Below are 18635 nucleotides of genomic sequence, written 5' to 3' on the forward strand. Positions count from 1 at the left end.
TATTCCTTGATCCATGTGATCAATTTCTACTATTTATTCTAAAACTAGTTAAGTTTGTAACTTGTTTGAGAAATTAAACGGTATATATATGACTTCAATTCGCAAAAGTACACTTCTTTCATTTTTTTCATTGGCCATTGGTCTTTTTATATTTTCCCAACCACAAACAGCTACAGCACAAGAGCAAATACAAGAATATATAGATACTGTTAATAATTTTAAACCTGTCCTGGAGAACGGTAAATTAGATTCCGTTGAAAAAAAACAGCATGGGCAATCTTACTTTTTTAAAGATTCGGTATCATCGCAAATCTTTGTTGAAAAAAATTATCAAATTCCCAATTATCAAGATACAATTCGTAATAATCCCCGAAAGCACTTTGCAAGAGCAGGAGTAGAATGGTTTATGTTCCAAGCGTTACCTGCTTCTTTCAATTATTTTATACGAGAAGATCCTTATTCACATATTACATTTAATAATTGGTTTAAACATTTGAAACCAAATGCATGGGCTTGGGATGATAATGCTTTTGCAACGAATCAAATCGCTCACCCTTATCATGGGCAATTATATTTCAATGCCTTCCGTTCCAACAACTATTCATTTCTACAATCCTCACTAGCTACATTAGCAGGAAGTTTTATCTGGGAAACAGCTGGAGAAACACAAGCTCCTTCTATCAATGATTTAGTCAATACAACCTATGGTGGTATTATTTTAGGGGAGATTACCCATCGGATCTCTCAAAATGTATTATCACGACCAACAAAAACATTAGCAGAAAGACAAGGTAAAGAAGTACTTGCTTTCTTTATTAATCCTGTCAATGGATTAAATCGTTTATTAGATGGTCGATGGGGAAGAGTTGTTAAAGGAGCCGTTGTCGATTCTTCAAAAGTAAGAGCTGAAATTGATTTTGGTTTTCGTCGTTTTGACACAAAAGATTTGGATATTATTAGCAAAGGAAAAACAGATTATTTTGTTCGAATGAGTTTAGTGTATACGAATGATATGATTGAAAATAAAAAACCTTTTGATGATTTTTATGTCAATCTAGAGGTTGGTGGCGATGATAGTTCATTTGTTAATACCGTAAATGTATATGCATCTCTTTATGGTAAACGTATTTTAAGAAATTTACCAGGCAAACACTTGGGTATCTTATCGGCTAATTATGACTTTTATCATAATGAAGCATTTTTCTATGGGGCTCAAAGTATGAACTATAATATCATCTCTACCTATAGTTTAGGAAGAAGAAATCGATTAACCACTACTTTTGGTGGAGGCCCCGTTATATTAGCAGCGGTACCCGACCCCTACTTACTCTTTGGAGACAGTCGAAATTATAATTATGGACCTGGTGTCGATATTCGCGGATCTGGAGAAATAAGTGTATGGAATAGGCTTAAGTTTGGCGCACAGTATCATGGTGGATATTTCGCAACGATTAGCGGTAATGAATCACATTATTTTTTACATACGGCATCGATCAGTGGTAGTTTACGCTTATTGAAAAATTTTTCCTTGAATCTTAACTCAGGATATTTTAGATTAGAGGGTAATTTTAAAGATTACCCTGATGTAGACAAAAGCTATCCTTTTGCTCGTTTATCTCTTGGGTATAATGTTTTATTTTAATGAATAAAATTATGAAGAAGTTATATCTTATTTTTATTTCTTTAACCCTGATAAACTGTACATCATCTTCTAGTCAAGATAAATCAAAAGATAAACCAGAACAATTACGTTTTGTTGATGGCTATAATATGGATTTAGTTCATGCTCAAGGGAAAACCATTAAAGACAGATTTTTACCTCCAACAGGTTATGAAAGAGAATCTTATAAAGAAAAGGAATTTGGTTATTTCTTAGAACATCTCCCGCTCAAGCCTATTCAAGATCTCGTTACGTATTATAATGGAAGAACGAAAGAAAGAAGGGATATTTATGCCAGTGTCATCGATCTGCCGATCGGTAAAAGAGATCTTCATCAATGTGCCGATGCTGTCATGCGATTACGTGCTGATTATCTATATCAAAACAAAAGGTATGATGAAATCCATTTCGATTTGTTATCTGATGGTAAACCTAAGTATTATAAGCAATTTGTAAACGGAGACTATTCTTATCCAAAATACTGGAAATACCTGGAATATATTTTTTCTTATGCCAATACAGCCTCACTTCATGACGAATTAACAACTATCAAATCATTGGAGGATGTCCATATAGGTGATACTTTTGTCCAAAAAGGAAATCCGATTGGTCATGCGATTATTGTCGTGGATATGGTCGTAAACCCTGAAAATGGTCAGAAATTAGTATTAATGGCACAAAGTTATATGCCTGCTCAGGAATTGCAAATCATCAATAATCCCATCAACAAATCATTAAGCCCTTGGTATGTTCTATCAGGTGAAGTGATCAGAACACCAGAATGGAAATTCTATCCCGAAAATTTAAAAACTTGGAATTAATGATAGTAAAACATTCTAAAGTCTAAAAATATTAGTATATTTGCTAATATTTTTAGATTATGTCAGATCGCGTATTTCAAAAACTTCATATTTTAGCAGATGCTGCAAAATACGATGTAAGCTGTAGCTCTAGTGGTAGTAATAGATCAAATAAGAACAAAGGACTAGGAAATGCAGATCAAGGTGGCATTTGTCATTCCTATACGGAAGATGGTCGCTGTGTCTCCTTATTAAAAATTTTATTGACCAATCATTGTATTTATGACTGTGCATATTGTGTCTCGCGAAAGAGTAATGATATACAGCGAGCAGCTTTTACTGTACAGGAAGTTGTTGATTTGACGATCAATTTTTATAGAAGAAACTATATTGAAGGTTTATTCTTAAGTTCTGGTATATTCAAAAATGCCGATTATACCATGGAACGGTTAGTTTCCATTGCTAAAAAACTACGTCAGGAGCATAAATTTAACGGATATATTCATCTTAAAACAATTCCAGGAGCCAGCGAAGAACTTGTACATCAAGCTGGTTTGTACGCAGATCGTCTTAGTGTCAATCTGGAAATTCCGACTGAAGAAGGTCTAAAACTTTTAGCTCCAGATAAAAGTAGAGCGGAAATGATCCTGCCGATGAAATATTTAAAAAATGAAATTGTCCGGTTCAAAGAAGAACGACAAATCATTAAATCAACTCCCACCTTCGCTCCTGCTGGTCAAAGTACACAAATGATCATTGGCGCTTCAGGCGAATCCGATAAACATATCATTCAAACAGCTCAGCATTTCTATACAAAATTCCAGTTAAAACGGGTGTATTACTCTGGATATGTACCCATATCCCATGACAAAAGACTTCCCGAAATTGGCTCTCAGGTTCCTATGGTTCGTGAAAATAGATTGTATCAATCGGATTGGTTAATGCGATTTTATGGTTTTAAGGCAGAAGAAATTGTAAATGACATGTATCCATTGTTGGATTTGGATATTGATCCAAAATTAAGTTGGGCGCTTCGTAACCAACAGCTGTTTCCTATAGATATCAATCGAGCCGATTATAATTTGATTGTCCGCATACCAGGCATTGGTGTTCAATCTGCAAAAAAAATCATTATGGCACGTCGTTTCGGCCCATTGCGGATCGAGAATTTACAAAAGTTAGGTGTAGCCATCAACCGTGCAAAATACTTTATTATCTGTCTAGGATTTCAGCAACTATATGCTGATAAATCGGGTGCAAACATCAAACAGTATATATTGGCGCAGTCGAGCAGTAAATACGTCAAAAATAACAGTGAACAATTATCACTATTTTAGATGTTAAAAACACTTATTTACGACGGTACATGGGCAGGTCTGTTAACCACAATATTTTGCTCATTTGAATACAAATGGCAAATTGCAACTATTCAACATCGTGATGAGCCTGTACAATCTGGATTATTTGTAACGACCGAAACCATTTTGACTGATGAATTAAAAACTAAACGCGTATTACTGGGTTTAGAAAAGAAAATTGGTCTTCAAGGTATCAAAGAATTATATTATGTTTTTCTTTCTGAATGTAAACATCGGGAGTTGTTGATTCTTCGTAGCACTCATTATTATTTTAAATCCAATCCAAAAGCAAATCTCAACTATGCGCATGATGATATCTTAAAAATAAAAAAAACAGTACGATCAGTATCTAGGGAAAGACATCGGATGACAGCCTTTGTCAGATTTCAGAAAATGAAAGATGGTTTATATTTTGCGAATATTGAACCTGATTTTAATGTATTACCTTTAATAGCAAATTTTTTTAAAGATCGATTTGCAGATCAAAAATGGTTGATCTATGACCTAAAGAGAAAATATGGAATATATTATGATTTACAAGATATTACAGAAGTTAAATTTAGTCATACTTTAGATAGGAATACCATTCATATTCATTTAGATGATGATGAATTGCACTATAGTTACTTATGGAAAAATTACTTTGATTCCGTTAATATTAAGGAAAGAAAAAACACAAAATTACATGTCCAAAGTCTGCCAAAGCGGTATTGGAAATATTTAAATGAGAAAAATTTATTCTAAAAATCTTATTTTTATCAAAACTAAATTCCCGGTTTAGCTGTATATTTAAATAAAAACGCATATGACTATTAAAAATATTGAAGGAGAAAAAAAAGGTCAAATAATCGCTGAAATTGAAGGGAAAGAAGCAGGTGTAATGGAGTATACTTGGGCAGGTTCAGATAAATTTATCATTGACCATACAGAAGTTCACGCAGCATTTGAAGGACACGGTGTCGGAAAAAAACTTGTTTTAGAAGCTGTCGATTACGCTCGTAATAATGATGTTAAAATTATGCCTTTATGTCCCTTCGCCAAATCTGTATTTGACAGAACAGAAGCTTTTAAAGATGTATTATTTTAAGATAATGATCAGGTTAAGGAGGTTAAAAGTAAATAAGTCCAGATGCAATCGCTGGATTAATGTATAGCGGAACAAAAAATTACGATAAGAGTTTAAGGTAATTTATTTTTTAAGACAAGATAAATTAACGAAAATGATATGTAGCAGTATAACTGCTGAATTTATGTATCAATAACAGTCATTTCTATATAAAAAAGAAGCTTTCCTTTTGAGAAAGCTTCTTTTTGTTAAGTGCATCATTAAATGACAATATTGATAATCTTACCTTTTACAAAGATTAATTTCTTCAAAGGTTTACCATCCATATAGTGTAAGACTTCTTCATGAGACAACACGATTTCTTCAACAGCTTTTGCTTCTAAATCCAATGCCAATAGCAAATTCATTTTCATCTTTCCATTGATGGAAACAGGATAAGCGAACTCTGATTCTACTAAATAATCAGCAATAAATGTTGGATAGGCCGCATATGATATCGATCCTGCTTCGTTTCCTAATAATGACCACAGTTCTTCAGCAATATGTGGCGCATAAGGCTCTAGAACAATAACAAGCTGCTCCAAGATGGCGCGTTTATTACATTTTAAATCTGTCAGTTCATTGACGCAGATCATAAATGCAGATACAGATGTATTAAAAGAAAAGCGCTCGATATCTTCCTCCGCCTTTTTGATGATCTTATGCAAAGCTTTATATTCTGCTTTTGTTGGTTCTTCATCAGATACGCTAAAGTTACCTTCCGTATCGTGAAATAAACGCCATACTTTTTTCAGAAACTTATAAACCCCCTCAATACCATTTGTATTCCAAGGTTTTGATTGTTCCAAAGGCCCTAAGAACATTTCGTATAAACGCAGGGTATCTGCTCCATAAGTTTCAATAATGTCATCAGGGTTTACTACATTGAATTTTGACTTGGACATTTTTTCAACTTCCGTTCCACAAACATATTTGCCATCTTCTAAGATGAATTCAGCTTGCATATAATCTGGCCGAGAAGCTTTAAATTTATCCAAATTCAAAACATCATTCACGACAATATTAACATCAACGTGCGATGGAAGAAAAGAATCGTTATTTAGTAAAACATAATTTAAACCCGGATATTTTTGAAATACAGTTTTTGAAAGTAAATCACCAAATTCACTTAATTCTTCAACTTTATCTAATTCATTAAAGTATATTCCATCCTTATATAAAAACAAATATTGATAAACCGTAAAATTTTTTGTAAAATTTTTAAAATCTAAATAATGATTTAATGATACTAATACATTTTGAATTGATGAATCTATTCCAGAAGTTGAAGTGTTAGCCAATTTGTACACAAAATTTGAACGTCCTTGAATCATACCTTGATTGATCAATTTTTTGAAAGGCTCTTCTTCATTATGGAATCCTAAATCCTTCAAGAACTTATTCCAGAAGCGTGAGTATAGCAAGTGACCTGTAGCATGCTCAGAACCACCAATATATAAATCGACAGCTTTCCAATAATCGACAGCTTCTTTGGATGCAAAGTTACCTTCGTTTTTTGGATCCATGTATCGGAACCAATACCAAGAAGAACCTGCCCAACCTGGCATTGTACTTAATTCATATTCATACTGATCTTCATATTTCCAATTTTCAGCTCTTCCCAAAGGAGGTTCTCCTGTTTCCGTAGGCAAATATTTATTAACCTCAGGTAACAATAAAGGAAGTTCCTCCTCTTTAATTAAATAAGGTAAACCATTTTTAAAATAAACAGGAACAGGTTCTCCCCAATATCGTTGGCGTCCGAAGATAGCATCCCGCATTCGGAAGTTAATCTTTGCTTTTCCTAGTTTCAATTCTTCCAATTTGGCGATTAAAGCTGGTACTGCCTCTTGGTAGGTCATTCCATTAATAAATCCGGAATTGATATATTTTCCATCTTTATTCGCATCCGCTTCTTCGTCAATATGTTGAGAATCAGAAATTGGAATAATAGGTAAGTTGAAATGTTTTGCAAATAAGTAATCACGCTGATCGCCTGAAGGAACAGCCATTACTGCACCTGTTCCATATCCTGCTAATACATAATCGGCAATCCAGATTTGTACATCTTCACCTGTAATTGGATGTTTGGCATAAGAGCCTGTAAAAGCTCCAGATACGGTTTTTGTATCTGCCATACGGTCTAGTTCAGATTTTTTACTTGTCTTATCAATATAAGCGGAAATGGTTGCTTGTTGCTCTGCTGTTGTTAATTGAGCAACCAATTCATGCTCAGGTGCCAATACAACAAATGAAACACCATAAATGGTATCTACTCGAGTTGTAAAAACTTCAATATTGGTTTGCAGTTGAGGAACTGGAAACTTGACGAGAGCGCCAACAGATTTCCCAATCCAGTTACGTTGCATTTCAACTAAAGGTTCAGGCCAATCAACATGATCCAACCCCTGTAGCATACGATCTGCATATGCAGTGATACGCATAGACCATTGCATCATTTTCTTTTGTTCTACAGGATAGCCACCACGCTCAGAAACCCCATTGATAACTTCATCATTTGCCAGTACAGTACCTAATGCTGCACACCAGTTAACGGTGCTTTCGCGCAAATAAGCAATACGGTATTTTAGCAACTCGCGTTGTTGTTGTTCTTCGTTAAATGCCTTCCATTCTGAAGCTGTGAAAGACAAAACATCATCGTCAGAAACTGCTTTAATACCTTCGGATCCAACCGTGTCAAACTTGTAAATTAACGTATCGATAGTCTCTGCCTTATTTGATTCATTGTTATACCAAGAATTAAATAATTGCATGAATATCCATTGTGTCCATTTATAATACGTAGGGTCTGAAGTACGTACTTCCCTGCTCCAATCATAAGAAAAACCAATATTATCCAATTGTTCGCGGTAACGATTGATATTCGTCTCCGTTGTAATTGCAGGATGTTGACCTGTTTGGATAGCATATTGTTCGGCAGGTAAACCAAATGAATCATATCCCATCGGATGCAATACGTTAAAACCTTTTAAACGTTTGTATCTTGAAAAAATATCCGAAGCGATATAACCAAGTGGGTGTCCAACATGTAAACCAGCTCCAGAAGGATAAGGAAACATATCTAACACATAATATTTCGGTTTTTCATGTGTATCTGCTGATTTGAAGGTTTCATGATCAGCCCAAAACTTTTGCCACTTTTTTTCTAACGATTTGTGATTGTACTCCATGTTTTGTATTGAGGAATTTATTAAGACTTGCGAAATTACGATTTTAATGGTGAATTGTAAGAAAAGTTTTGTAGTTTGAACAATAAATTATAGTATTGAAAAGTTATTTACAAGGAGCAAATTGAATTTTTCAGCTTTTAATAGGAAACTTATTACAAGATTAATTCGATTTAATCCACTCAAATCATTACTTTCGCAAATAAATTTTTATTGCTTATTATGTCAGAATACGAATCAAGCACGCAAAGAAGAAAAACTAAATCAGTTTATGTCTCTACTGTTATCAGTATTGCGCTTGTCCTTTTAGTGACTGGATTATTAGGTTTATTACTTGTTCACGCAAAGAATTTATCTAAATATGTAAAAGAAAACATCGTTTTAAATGTTATCGTTAATGATGGTACAAACGAAGGTGATGTGCTTTCATTACAAAAAGATTTAGAGAAAGATAATTATGTTCTTCGTACAGAATATATCAGTAAAGAACTTGCTGCAAAATCGCTCAAAGAAGATTTGGGTGAAGATTTTGTTCAATACTTAGGCCATAATCCACTCCTTCCTTCGATTGATGTATACATGAAGGAAAACTATGCTAACTCTGATAGTATCAAGACATTTATTGATAAAATATCGCGAAACACTAAAATTAAAGAAGTCGTTTATCAAGAATCGTTAATTGATATGGTGAATAAAAATGTGCGGATCATCAGTATTGTTGTATTAGCGTTTGCAGCTATTTTATTGGTAATTGCAGTTGCATTAATTAACAATACAATACGTTTAGCGATTTATTCGCAAAGGTTCTTAATTAAAAGTATGCAATTAATTGGAGCGACTAAGAATTTTATTCGTAAACCTTTCATCACTTACGGCATTATTCATGGTTTATTAGGGGCTTTAATCGCTATTTTATTATTGATATTTACCTTAAAATTTGCGCAGCAACAAATTCCTGAATTAGTGTTTTTAAGAAACTGGTATGAATTCGCTGCTATATTTATAGTGGTTATCGCAATTGGAATTTTAATTTCAGGATTAAGTACTTACTTCGCAGTAACGAAATATTTAAAAGCAAAATCTAACGATTTATATAGTTAAAAATGGCTCAAATCAAAAAATCTGAATCGACAAACAAAGGTTCTTTTGTTTTCGGAAAATTGAATTATCAATTATTTATCTTAAGTATAATCATTGTGGTTATAGGTTTTGTTTTGATGAGTGGAAAAACTGACATCTACAATTTTACTAAAATTACTTTGGCTCCCATTGTTATTGTACTTGGGTTTGCTTTAGGTTTTGTAGCAATTCTTTACAAACCGAAATCTAAATAAAAGAAAAGCCAAACTATGTCTTTATTTGAAGCTATCATTCTAGCAATTATAGAAGGGTTAACCGAATATCTTCCAATTTCATCTACAGCCCACATGGGTTTTACTGCAGCCCTCATGGGAATGCAAGAAAGTGAATACTTGAAGATGTTTCAAGTATCTATCCAATTTGGTGCAATTCTTTCAATTGTCATACTTTATTGGAGGAAATTTTTTGATCTAAAAAATCTCCAACTTTATTACAAATTAGCAATTGCTGTTATTCCTGCTTTAGTATTAGGAAAATTATTAGATGATAAAATCGAAGCTGTTTTAGGTAATCAAATCGCTATTTCTTCTGTATTGGTTCTTGGAGGTGTTATCCTGCTATTTGTGGACAAATGGTTTAAAAATCCGACGATTACAGATGAGAAGGAAATTCCTGTAAAAAAAGCATTGGTTATCGGTTTTTGGCAATGTTTAGCCATGATGCCAGGAACATCACGTTCTGCCGCGTCAATCATTGGCGGTCTAACACAAGGATTAGATAGAAAAGCTGCTGCTGAATTCTCATTCTTCTTGGCTGTGCCAACCATGTTGGCGGTTACTGTTTATTCCGTATTTGTAAAAACATGGGGTGAAGGAACTGCACATGCACAAAAAGGTTATGAAATGATTTTCGCTAGCCATGAAAATATTATTGTGTTTATCGTTGGAAATGTGGTCGCATTTATTGTTGCTATGATTGCAGTGAAATCATTTATCACTGTATTAACGAAATACGGATTTAAGTTTTGGGGTTGGTACCGCATTATTATTGGTATTGCTTTACTTGTGTTTTTTTGGAACCAATAAATGCTTAGAAAACGCTCCTATTACATTTGCAACCTATCGTAAAAATTATTACTACCTTTGTACAACGCAATAAAATCGCTTGATTTTGTCTTGTTAGCAGATTATACTACAAAGAAAAATTAACATCAGTGATCTAGTGAAGTTGAATGAATTAATGGAAAACAAAGAAAAAGATCAAAGAGAACAACCTTTCTCTTTTGCAGAAGGACAAATGTTGTTGATAGATAAACCGCTAACTTGGACAAGTTTTGATGTAGTTGGAAAAATTCGCAATTCCATCAAACCGCTAAAAATAAAAGTTGGACATGCGGGTACATTAGATCCATTAGCAACTGGATTGCTGATCGTCTGTACGGGTAAATTCACAAAAAAAATTGACAGCTACCAAGCAGAAGATAAAGAATATATCGGGACAATTACTTTAGGTGGAACAACGCCTTCTTACGATCTAGAAACTGCAGTTGATGAAATCTTTCCGACGGATCACATTACGGAAGAAATGATTTACGCAGCTGCTAAAAGCTTTGAAGGAGAAATAGACCAATACCCCCCTGCTCATTCGGCTATAAAAATAAATGGCGAACGTGTGTATGAAAAGGCACGTCGTGGTGAAACGGTAGAATTGAAAACTCGTCATGTAAGTATTAATAGCTTTACTATTGAAAAAATAGAAATGCCAGTTGTTCATTTTAGGGTATCTTGTAGTAAAGGAACCTACATCCGTTCTCTCGCATATGATTTTGGACAGGCACTCCAAAGTGGAGGACATCTGAGTTCATTGAGAAGAACCAAAAGCGGAGATTACCAAGTAGAAAATGCTTGGAATCTGGAAGAATTAATCCACAAAATAAAGGCTCACAAAGAAATTAGCGTAGCAGAAAATCAAGTATAAAATTTGTTTTTTTTCGTTAATTTGTCGCAAATATTCCAGTAAATGAAAATTTATAGAAGTTTAGATGATTTTAAGGCATTGGACAATGCTGTTGTTACAATTGGCACATTTGACGGTGTTCATATTGGCCATCAAAAAATATTAACTCATCTAAAAGAATGTGCTAAAAAAATAAACGGTGAAACGGTATTACTAACCTTCTATCCTCATCCGAGACTTATTATCAATCCAGATGATGACAGTTTGCGTCTCATCAATGATATTGATGAGAAGGTCAGCAGGCTTGCTGAATTAGATATTGATCATTTAATTATCACACCGTTTTCTAGAGATTTTTCTAATCAAACTCCAGAAGAATATATCAGCAATGTTCTGGTTGGGAAATTAGGAACTAAAAAGATTGTTATCGGATACGATCATCATTTTGGAAAAGATAGAAAAGGAACTTTAAAAGATTTACAACAATTTGCCGACATATTTGATTACTCTGTAGAACAGATACCAGAGCAAGATATCAATGATGTAGCGGTTTCTTCAACGCGGATCAGACTAGCATTGATAACGGGTGATATTTATACCGCTAATCTTTATCTAGGTTATCCTTTTGAATTGACAGGAACGGTCATAAGAGGAGACCAAATTGGACGTACGATTGGATTTCCAACGGCAAATTTGCAAGTTCATGAACACCACAAGCTGATCCCGGCCTATGGTATCTATGCTGTTGAGGTACATATCTTTGATCACCTTCAAAATATTACAACGGGTGAATATGTCGAAAATCCACCATTTAAGGTCGCTAAAGGAATGGGATACATTGGTACGCGTCCAACAGTAGATGGAATGAACAGAAGCATTGAAATTAGCTTATTCGACTTCAATGAAGAGATATATGGCAAAACATTACGTGTGAAATTTTTACACTTTATACGTCACGATGAAAGATTTGATTCACTACAGGAAATGAAAGAACAAATTCTGGAGGACGAAAAACAAATTAGATCTTTACTTTTCTAAAAAATAAGATTAAAAAGATAAAGGCTAGCTCAATGAGCTAGCCTTTATCTTTTTATAGGGAATCCAGTATAATTACCAAATTACAATTCTACTGTTTTTAGGTACAAACAACTTATCACCTTCCTTCGTTTCGAAAGCGTCATGAAAACCATCTAAATTGATGATTGGTGCAAATGCGCGATACTGAGCAGGAGAATGTGGATCTGTTTTTACTTGATTGACAACAGCTTCATCTGTTGTTTTTGCTCTCCAGATAGTAGCCCAAGATAAGAAGAAACGTTGTTCTTGTGTAAATCCGTCAATTAATCCTGGATTTCCTTTATCTTTTAAGTACATTTTCATGGCATCAAAAGCAACAGAAGAACCACCTAGATCTCCAATATTCTCACCTAAGGTGAAACGACCATTTACTTTGACCCCTGGAACTGGTTCATAAGCTTCGAATTGTTTTACTAGGGCATCTGTAGAAGCTTCAAACTTTCTTTTATCATCTGCAGTCCACCAATTATTCAAGTTTCCTTTTCCATCATATTTAGCCCCTTGATCATCAAATCCATGTGACAACTCATGTCCAATGACTGCTCCAATACCACCAAAATTAACAGCAGCATCTGCTTTATAATCATAGAATGGGGGTTGCAAAATAGCTGCAGGAAAAACAATCTCGTTAAACAATGGATTATAATAAGCATTAACCGTTTGAGGAGTCATTCCCCACTCGCTTTTATCAACAGGTTTTCCTTGTTTTGCTAAATTTTCTTTAAAACCCCATTGACGTGCATTGAGTACATTTTCAAATAAAGAAGTTCCTACAGTCAAATCTGAATAGTCTTTCCATTTGTCAGGATAACCAATTTTCACATTGAACTTTGACAATTTTTCCAAAGCTTTCACTTTAGTCTCAGCTGACATCCATTTCAAACCATTGATATGTTGTTCAAACGATCTGATCAAATAGCCAACCAATTCTTCCGCTTGTGCTTTCGCTTCTGGAGGAAAATTTTCTTTCACATATAACTTACCTAAAAGCTCTCCAGCAATACTATTCACAAATTCAACACCTCTTTTTTCTAAATCACGTTGCTCCTTTTGACCTTTGAGTTTTTTATCCCAAAAATCAAAATTAAGTTGATCAAGATCTTTTGTCAAATATGCTGCTGCATCATTCATCACATTGAATTTTAAAACATCTTTAATTGTTTCCAAATTCTCTGGTTTCAAAACTTGATCTAGATTTTGGTAATATGCTAATTCCGAAATAATTACTGTATCTGCTTGAAATCCTACATCCTTCAAATATTGTGCGATGTCAAAATTCTTAACCAATTTCTTCAAGTCAGAAACTGCTACTGGGTTATAGCGCTTCTCTGCGTCACGAGATTGTTCTACCGTTTTTAAATTTTTAGCTAATTGCTTTTCAAATTCTACAATTTTAGGACCTTTTAAATCGCGTGTTTTCTGGCCTACTTTACTGTATAATGAAGAAATGAAGTTTGAATAATCTCCTAATGTCTCTGTATTTTTAGTATCTACGACTTGATAATAAGAACGACCTAAACCAAGACTTGCTGCTCCTAGATAAACCGTATTGAGATTGCTATTTTTTAAATGTGCATGTACATACGCTCCAAAAAAAGGATTGCCTCCTATTGGCGTTACTTCAACTAAGTAATGATATAGTCCTTTAAAATTCTTAATCGCATCTATCTTATCTAAATAAGGTTTAATAGGACTTATACCTAATTGATCACGTTTATCAAAATTAATATAGGATTGATATAAATCACCAATTTTTTGACCATCTGAACCTTTTTCAAAAGTTTTGCCTAATGACTCTTTTAAAACTTTTAAAGTAGCAATATCTGTATTTTCACGAAGTTCATCGAAAGAGCCCCATCTAGCTCTATCAGAAGGTATGGTTACTGTTTTCATCCATTGACCATTTACAAAATTATAAAAGTCATCTTGAGGACGTACACTTTTATCCATAAATGCTGGATTTATTGCTGGTTTTTCTTGTGCAAAAATCGCTCCTCCACACATCATTAAAGCAGCTAGGACTGCATGTTTTTTCATATTATAGTTTATTTTGTTTTAATTTAATGACAAACTTAGTAAAAGTTAGTATTATGTTTGCATAACAATATTGTTAAATTCCATATGATCGTAGAAATAGCTGGAAAAAAATATCAAATCGTAATGACGGATACAAAAAGTATTCGAATTGATAATCATCAAGATCCTCCTATCCTATATACTTCCGCTAATTTTAATCTGACGACTGTAGAACAATTTGTCAAGAACAACAAGATAAATACCCTCATATCTGAGGAAATAGTTTACGCGGATGAACCTATCTGTATTTTTCAACAAAATTATCTGATAAAGATTATTAAGAACCAACCATCAAACAAAGTAATACTGAAAAATAAAACCGTTACCATTTATTGTAAAAAGAATAGTAATTATCGGACACAATTAGTCCTATGGCAAAAACAATTTGCCATGAATCAATTATTGGATGTTGTTGCTTATTGGGAAGAAAAATTGGACGTGTTGCTTGAAAGTATTGCTTTAAAATCTCTTAGCAAAAATCTCTATGCTATTAATCAGTCCAAAAAAACGATTACTTTTCATTCTAAAATAATGAATTTATCAATTTCTGAAATGAAATATCTCATATTTAAAGCTATTGCAGATTTATTTAGATTTACTTCTGAAAGTATACATCAGTATTTTCCTACAGCACAAATCATTCAAGATCAAATTGCATATACACTTCAATCATGTCAACAATCAGATTAAAAATAAATATAAGTAACATTGAATTGCAGGAAATAGAGCAAAATCATCAAATCCTCTTGACAAAGATGTCGCTAGATGATATGAAGCAAATTCAAGATACTGTTTTTGATAGTTTAACAGATAAAGATGGGGCTCCTCAAGTTGGAGATCTCTTTGTCTCTATATTTGATATGGACAATTTGAAAACCAAAGGAAGATTTAGACTTACCTTTAATATAAACAGACAGTTTTGTTGTAGCGACATTAATTCCTGTAAATCAGACTATATTGACTTAAACTTCACCTATGTAAATGATCAATTTGAAGCTGTAGGTAGTTTTATGAACTGGGATATGGATAATTAATAGAAACTCAATTCGATAATAAAAATCAAAAAAATAGTCCAGTTATTTCAACGAAATAGAATTCTCTTTTAACATTGTTTTAAACTTTGAATTCCGGATATAACGATTAAACTCATGACTTTTCATCCCTGAAAAATCAGTTTTTTCAAAAAAGTCATAATGCTTTATTAATTCATTGTATACATTGTCTCTATAACCCAGATCCGTTGGATTTAATTTATCAGAAAGAAATCCAACAAATTTCTTCAGTGTATTATCCGTGTTATTGATGGTGATATGTATCTTTTTTACTTGAGGGCTAAAAGAACGAAAAGAATCATCGCCATTATGCAGGTCTTTTGATTTAAAATCAACTAAACCTACAGCTGGAGCAAGCATAATACAGGTGATTCTATTCCCATTTTCCAATAGTGTTTTGGAACCATCCACATCTACATTATGAATTTCTTTTGTTTCCTGTGCAAATTTTTCATTGAAAGGGGGTGTACTTAATGCACTCAGAACAACGGAGGCTCCTCGACTATGTGAAATGATATAAACATCTTTGTTCGAAATAGCATTTAGGATTCTGCGCAAACCAAACTCACCAGCCATTTGACTAAATGAAGTGGCAGTAAACCAGACTTTAGCACCTCCAAAAGGATTAGAAGTCGATAATCCATCCCAATAAAAACGGATAATCTCATCATCTTGCGTATTTGTTTTAATTAACTTTTGAATATAACTGTAACTCTCATTCACTTGTGCATTGGCGGCATTAAATCCATGAACTAAAATAAAAACACGTTTCTTTGATTTCACTTTTTCTTTGAGCTCCTTTAGTTTATTACCTTCAAAACCGGTAAGCTTATCGGTAATTCCACGCTCAGTCGCTATCTTCATTAAAGAATATTCATCCTTTTTTCCATTGCGAGGTGGATTTCCATAATTTTTACGCCAGTTATCTGGATAAAAATTACCATTTTGGTCAACGAATGAATTTACAATATTTGGCTTTACAAATGAATTAGGTGTTTGGGAACTAGGTACATTATGCATAATTCCGCATGAAGAAATAAAAATTACTAAAAATAAATAACGCAAGTGTAAATTCATATGACTTAAAAATTTTATTCTAAAATAGTGTTAAAACGTCATTATTCTAAAATTGTTCTGTTAAATTCAATATATAAATTATTTAATTGGATTTATAGCAATTTCGTTTTATTCCAATATGACTATAAGGTAAAATCTCGGCACTATGTTTGGTAATCAATTATTCCAGAAAAGTACATATTTAAGATTTTAAACTTTTCGGAAAACTCGATTCATTCGAAACACTCAATAACAATGAGCCATATTTTATGAAGTATTCGCATATTACCTCTATTTTACTATATAGTATATTAGTCTCTGCTTTATTTATTTCTTGTCAAGATGGACAATCAAAAAATAATAGACAAGACAATAAAACGAAACATACTGCAGACTCATTAGCAGAAATAAAAAAGAAAGAAATAGAAATAGAGAAATCCAAACCAAAAAAGGCAGAGGATATCGAAATTTCAAAAGATCTTCAGTATGACAAATACACACTTGAAGATACTTATCCCTACAAAGATACAGTTCGTCATTTTCAATGGGATAAAATTAAAGAAAGGTTAGCCTTTGTTGAGAATTTCCAAGATGGTAAATCGGTCTATGGTGTTTTACAAAATTATCAAAATTCAAATGGAGAAGCACCCACGATCTCTAATTTTAAAAGAGATGTATACAAACGTGTTACAGATTCTTTAGGAACTGAACGGTACCAAGCTGCACCCTTGTACAGTGATGGGGAAACAAAATTACCGACAATCTACGGAAAAGATGGGTGGTTGGTCAAGTTACAAAGTAGTGATACATTGGAACCCGTAAAAGTTGAAGGTGTCTCCTTTAATGGGGTTTGGGAAGTTCCTAAGAAATATTTAAAAACCATTGGTGATTCAGTGATATTTGATAAAGTTATCGTTGTCGATGTTACAAATCAAAATATTTGCACATTAGATCGTACAGAAAAAGGATGGGTAGTTCGTAGCATGAACCCTTCTACAACAGGCAGGCACAAGCCTCCACATGCACAAGAAACCCCCACTGGGATGTATGTTATTCAAGAGCATAAGTCTAAAATGTTCTATTATAAGGATGGTACGAAGACTTACGAGGGCTATGCTCCTTTTGCAAGTCGATTCACTGCTGGTGCCTATATACACGGCGTTCCTGTCAATAATCCTAAGGGAAGTATCGTGGAATATAGTTCAACTTTGGGTACGATACCTCGGTCTCATATGTGTGTCAGAAACGCGTCATCACATGCTCAGTTTGTTTATAAAAGGTCAAAAGACTTTCAGACTTTAGTCATAATTATTGATTAACAATAATTAACATATTGGTTTCCAATTTTTTACTATCTTTAATTCTTAAGTTTGTACTTGAAAAACGAAAAAGGATTAATTATGGGAAAATTACTGTTCATTTTTTTTATGGGTTTAAATTTATCTATCTTTTCTAAATCAGATAGTTTACCAAGCACAGAAAACCATGAAAAGCAAATTACAATTACAAAAAAAATATCGAAGGTTGACTCGTTATACGAAAATATGAATCTGTCGAATGTTGTCAATTACAAAGCATTCAAAGAAGCGATGGAAGGCTATCGACTACTTCCTGCTAAGAATAAGGATATAATAACAATTATTGATTTTACATTAGCATCAACAGAAAAAAGACTAGTCGTATTGGATCTTAAAAACGAGAAGGTGTTATTTCATTCACTCGTTTCACATGGTAAAAATAGTGGTGATAATTACGCTACTTCTTTCTCAAATAGACCGGAATCATTCCAAAGTTCATTAGGGTTTTACGTTACCGAAAACACTTATCAAGGTGAAAACGGATATTCTTTGGTATTGAATGGATTAGAGAAAGGTTTTAATGATCAAGCTAAAGCTAGAGCGGTTGTTATACATGGTGCTGATTACTGTAGTCTAAATGTAGTGGATATCTTGGGGCGACTAGGTCGTAGTTATGGCTGTCCGGCATTGCCAAGAGAATTAAGCAGGCCAATTATCAATACGATTAAAGATGGATCACTCCTCTTTATTTATGCTGATAACAAAGAATACTTAGCGAAGTCGACCGTACTTAATCATCATAACGAGCTGATGGCTCATTATCAAGACGATATGGGTGCGGACAGATTAGGTACTATAAACTAAGTAGTGATCTAGCTTAACTAGAGAATATTGTTATTTCCACATACTAATTTAATATATCAATTTTG

General features: G+C 33.5%; 17 protein-coding genes. 14 read left to right on the forward strand and 3 right to left on the reverse strand.

What is annotated here, in order from left to right; all coding sequences use genetic code 11:
* The first annotated feature begins 88 nt into the window (after positions 1-88).
* The 5 genes from LZQ00_RS08065 to LZQ00_RS08085 all read left to right on the forward strand — a co-directional run bounded on the left by LZQ00_RS08065 (position 89) and on the right by LZQ00_RS08085 (position 4905).
* A complete protein-coding gene (locus tag LZQ00_RS08065; protein WP_234514478.1) occupies positions 89-1642 on the forward strand; it encodes a DUF3943 domain-containing protein in 1554 nt (517 codons plus the stop codon).
* Between the two features lie 11 nt (positions 1643-1653).
* Positions 1654-2481, forward strand: coding sequence for a DUF4846 domain-containing protein (locus tag LZQ00_RS08070; protein WP_234514480.1), 828 nt, complete (start codon positions 1654-1656; stop codon positions 2479-2481).
* A gap of 59 nt (positions 2482-2540) precedes the next feature.
* Positions 2541-3797, forward strand: a complete 1257-nt coding sequence (locus LZQ00_RS08075; RefSeq protein WP_234514482.1) for a putative DNA modification/repair radical SAM protein — start codon at positions 2541-2543, stop codon at positions 3795-3797.
* On the forward strand, positions 3798-4562 hold the full coding sequence (locus LZQ00_RS08080; protein WP_234514484.1) for a TIGR03915 family putative DNA repair protein: 765 nt from the start codon (positions 3798-3800) through the stop codon (positions 4560-4562).
* Between the two features lie 61 nt (positions 4563-4623).
* Complete coding sequence (locus LZQ00_RS08085; RefSeq protein WP_234514485.1) at positions 4624-4905, forward strand: GNAT family N-acetyltransferase; 282 nt, start codon at positions 4624-4626, stop codon at positions 4903-4905.
* 239 nt (positions 4906-5144) lie between these two features.
* On the opposite strand, the gene LZQ00_RS08090 is transcribed toward LZQ00_RS08085, so the two are convergent.
* Positions 5145-8114, reverse strand: coding sequence for a leucine--tRNA ligase (locus tag LZQ00_RS08090; RefSeq protein ID WP_234514487.1), 2970 nt, complete (start codon positions 8112-8114; stop codon positions 5145-5147).
* 219 nt (positions 8115-8333) lie between these two features.
* Here LZQ00_RS08090 and LZQ00_RS08095 point away from each other — a divergent pair, with 219 nt between their 5' ends.
* The 5 genes from LZQ00_RS08095 (at position 8334) to LZQ00_RS08115 (ending at position 12185) form a co-directional block, all read left to right on the forward strand.
* Positions 8334-9212 (forward strand): cell division protein FtsX, encoded by an 879-nt coding sequence (locus LZQ00_RS08095; protein ID WP_234514489.1) that lies wholly within the window; start codon positions 8334-8336, stop codon positions 9210-9212.
* Positions 9213-9214: 2 nt separating this feature from the next.
* Positions 9215-9445, forward strand: coding sequence for a DUF3098 domain-containing protein (locus tag LZQ00_RS08100; protein ID WP_234514490.1), 231 nt, complete (start codon positions 9215-9217; stop codon positions 9443-9445).
* 15 nt (positions 9446-9460) lie between these two features.
* Entirely contained in the window at positions 9461-10276 is an 816-nt protein-coding gene (locus LZQ00_RS08105; protein WP_234514491.1) for an undecaprenyl-diphosphate phosphatase, read from the forward strand.
* A 154-nt stretch (positions 10277-10430) separates the two neighbouring features.
* Positions 10431-11168 carry a tRNA pseudouridine(55) synthase TruB gene (gene truB, locus LZQ00_RS08110; RefSeq protein WP_234514492.1) on the forward strand — a complete coding sequence of 246 codons (738 nt, stop codon included), beginning with the start codon at positions 10431-10433 and terminating at the stop codon, positions 11166-11168.
* A 42-nt stretch (positions 11169-11210) separates the two neighbouring features.
* Entirely contained in the window at positions 11211-12185 is a 975-nt protein-coding gene (locus LZQ00_RS08115; RefSeq protein ID WP_234514493.1) for a bifunctional riboflavin kinase/FAD synthetase, read from the forward strand.
* A gap of 72 nt (positions 12186-12257) precedes the next feature.
* Here the strand turns inward: LZQ00_RS08115 and LZQ00_RS08120 are convergent, their stop codons facing one another.
* Entirely contained in the window at positions 12258-14261 is a 2004-nt protein-coding gene (locus LZQ00_RS08120; RefSeq protein WP_234514494.1) for a M13 family metallopeptidase, read from the reverse strand.
* 84 nt (positions 14262-14345) lie between these two features.
* Here LZQ00_RS08120 and LZQ00_RS08125 point away from each other — a divergent pair, with 84 nt between their 5' ends.
* Together LZQ00_RS08125 and LZQ00_RS08130 are read left to right on the forward strand one after the other, a co-directional pair.
* The gene (locus tag LZQ00_RS08125) at positions 14346-14990 is read left to right on the forward strand and encodes a DUF45 domain-containing protein (protein WP_234514495.1); all 645 of its coding nucleotides are present in this window, start codon (positions 14346-14348) and stop codon (positions 14988-14990) included.
* The gene (locus LZQ00_RS08130; protein WP_234514496.1) at positions 14972-15334 is read left to right on the forward strand and encodes a hypothetical protein; all 363 of its coding nucleotides are present in this window, start codon (positions 14972-14974) and stop codon (positions 15332-15334) included. The genes LZQ00_RS08125 and LZQ00_RS08130 overlap by 19 nt, the downstream gene beginning before the upstream one ends.
* Before the next feature lie 42 nt (positions 15335-15376).
* On the opposite strand, the gene LZQ00_RS08135 is transcribed toward LZQ00_RS08130, so the two are convergent.
* On the reverse strand, positions 15377-16429 hold the full coding sequence (locus tag LZQ00_RS08135; protein ID WP_234514498.1) for an alpha/beta hydrolase: 1053 nt from the start codon (positions 16427-16429) through the stop codon (positions 15377-15379).
* A gap of 248 nt (positions 16430-16677) precedes the next feature.
* Between LZQ00_RS08135 and LZQ00_RS08140 the strand changes: the two genes are divergently transcribed.
* Both LZQ00_RS08140 and LZQ00_RS08145 read left to right on the forward strand, forming a co-directional pair.
* The gene (locus LZQ00_RS08140; protein WP_234514500.1) at positions 16678-17727 is read left to right on the forward strand and encodes a L,D-transpeptidase; all 1050 of its coding nucleotides are present in this window, start codon (positions 16678-16680) and stop codon (positions 17725-17727) included.
* A gap of 81 nt (positions 17728-17808) precedes the next feature.
* The gene (locus tag LZQ00_RS08145) at positions 17809-18570 is read left to right on the forward strand and encodes a murein L,D-transpeptidase catalytic domain family protein (protein WP_234514502.1); all 762 of its coding nucleotides are present in this window, start codon (positions 17809-17811) and stop codon (positions 18568-18570) included.
* The last annotated feature ends 65 nt before the right edge of the window (positions 18571-18635 follow it).

It is taken from the genome of Sphingobacterium sp. SRCM116780 (assembly GCF_021442025.1).
Classification (GTDB): domain Bacteria; phylum Bacteroidota; class Bacteroidia; order Sphingobacteriales; family Sphingobacteriaceae; genus Sphingobacterium.

Excerpts from the sequence above, each read along its gene's own strand:
- LZQ00_RS08070 (WP_234514480.1), top strand. The coding sequence starts at position 1,654 with ATGAAGAAGTTATATCTTATTTTTATTTCTTTAACCCTGATAAACTGT.
- LZQ00_RS08130 (WP_234514496.1), top strand. The coding sequence starts at position 14,972 with ATGTCAACAATCAGATTAAAAATAAATATAAGTAACATTGAATTGCAG.
- LZQ00_RS08100 (WP_234514490.1), top strand. The coding sequence starts at position 9,215 with ATGGCTCAAATCAAAAAATCTGAATCGACAAACAAAGGTTCTTTTGTT.
- LZQ00_RS08115 (WP_234514493.1), top strand. The coding sequence starts at position 11,211 with ATGAAAATTTATAGAAGTTTAGATGATTTTAAGGCATTGGACAATGCT.
- LZQ00_RS08095 (WP_234514489.1), top strand. The coding sequence starts at position 8,334 with ATGTCAGAATACGAATCAAGCACGCAAAGAAGAAAAACTAAATCAGTT.
- truB (WP_234514492.1), top strand. The coding sequence starts at position 10,431 with ATGGAAAACAAAGAAAAAGATCAAAGAGAACAACCTTTCTCTTTTGCA.
- LZQ00_RS08105 (WP_234514491.1), top strand. The coding sequence starts at position 9,461 with ATGTCTTTATTTGAAGCTATCATTCTAGCAATTATAGAAGGGTTAACC.
- LZQ00_RS08140 (WP_234514500.1), top strand. The coding sequence starts at position 16,678 with ATGAAGTATTCGCATATTACCTCTATTTTACTATATAGTATATTAGTC.
- LZQ00_RS08090 (WP_234514487.1), bottom strand. The coding sequence starts at position 8,114 with ATGGAGTACAATCACAAATCGTTAGAAAAAAAGTGGCAAAAGTTTTGG.
- LZQ00_RS08065 (WP_234514478.1), top strand. The coding sequence starts at position 89 with ATGACTTCAATTCGCAAAAGTACACTTCTTTCATTTTTTTCATTGGCC.
- LZQ00_RS08120 (WP_234514494.1), bottom strand. The coding sequence starts at position 14,261 with ATGAAAAAACATGCAGTCCTAGCTGCTTTAATGATGTGTGGAGGAGCG.
- LZQ00_RS08135 (WP_234514498.1), bottom strand. The coding sequence starts at position 16,429 with ATGAATTTACACTTGCGTTATTTATTTTTAGTAATTTTTATTTCTTCA.
- LZQ00_RS08145 (WP_234514502.1), top strand. The coding sequence starts at position 17,809 with ATGGGAAAATTACTGTTCATTTTTTTTATGGGTTTAAATTTATCTATC.
- LZQ00_RS08085 (WP_234514485.1), top strand. The coding sequence starts at position 4,624 with ATGACTATTAAAAATATTGAAGGAGAAAAAAAAGGTCAAATAATCGCT.
- LZQ00_RS08075 (WP_234514482.1), top strand. The coding sequence starts at position 2,541 with ATGTCAGATCGCGTATTTCAAAAACTTCATATTTTAGCAGATGCTGCA.
- LZQ00_RS08080 (WP_234514484.1), top strand. The coding sequence starts at position 3,798 with ATGTTAAAAACACTTATTTACGACGGTACATGGGCAGGTCTGTTAACC.
- LZQ00_RS08125 (WP_234514495.1), top strand. The coding sequence starts at position 14,346 with ATGATCGTAGAAATAGCTGGAAAAAAATATCAAATCGTAATGACGGAT.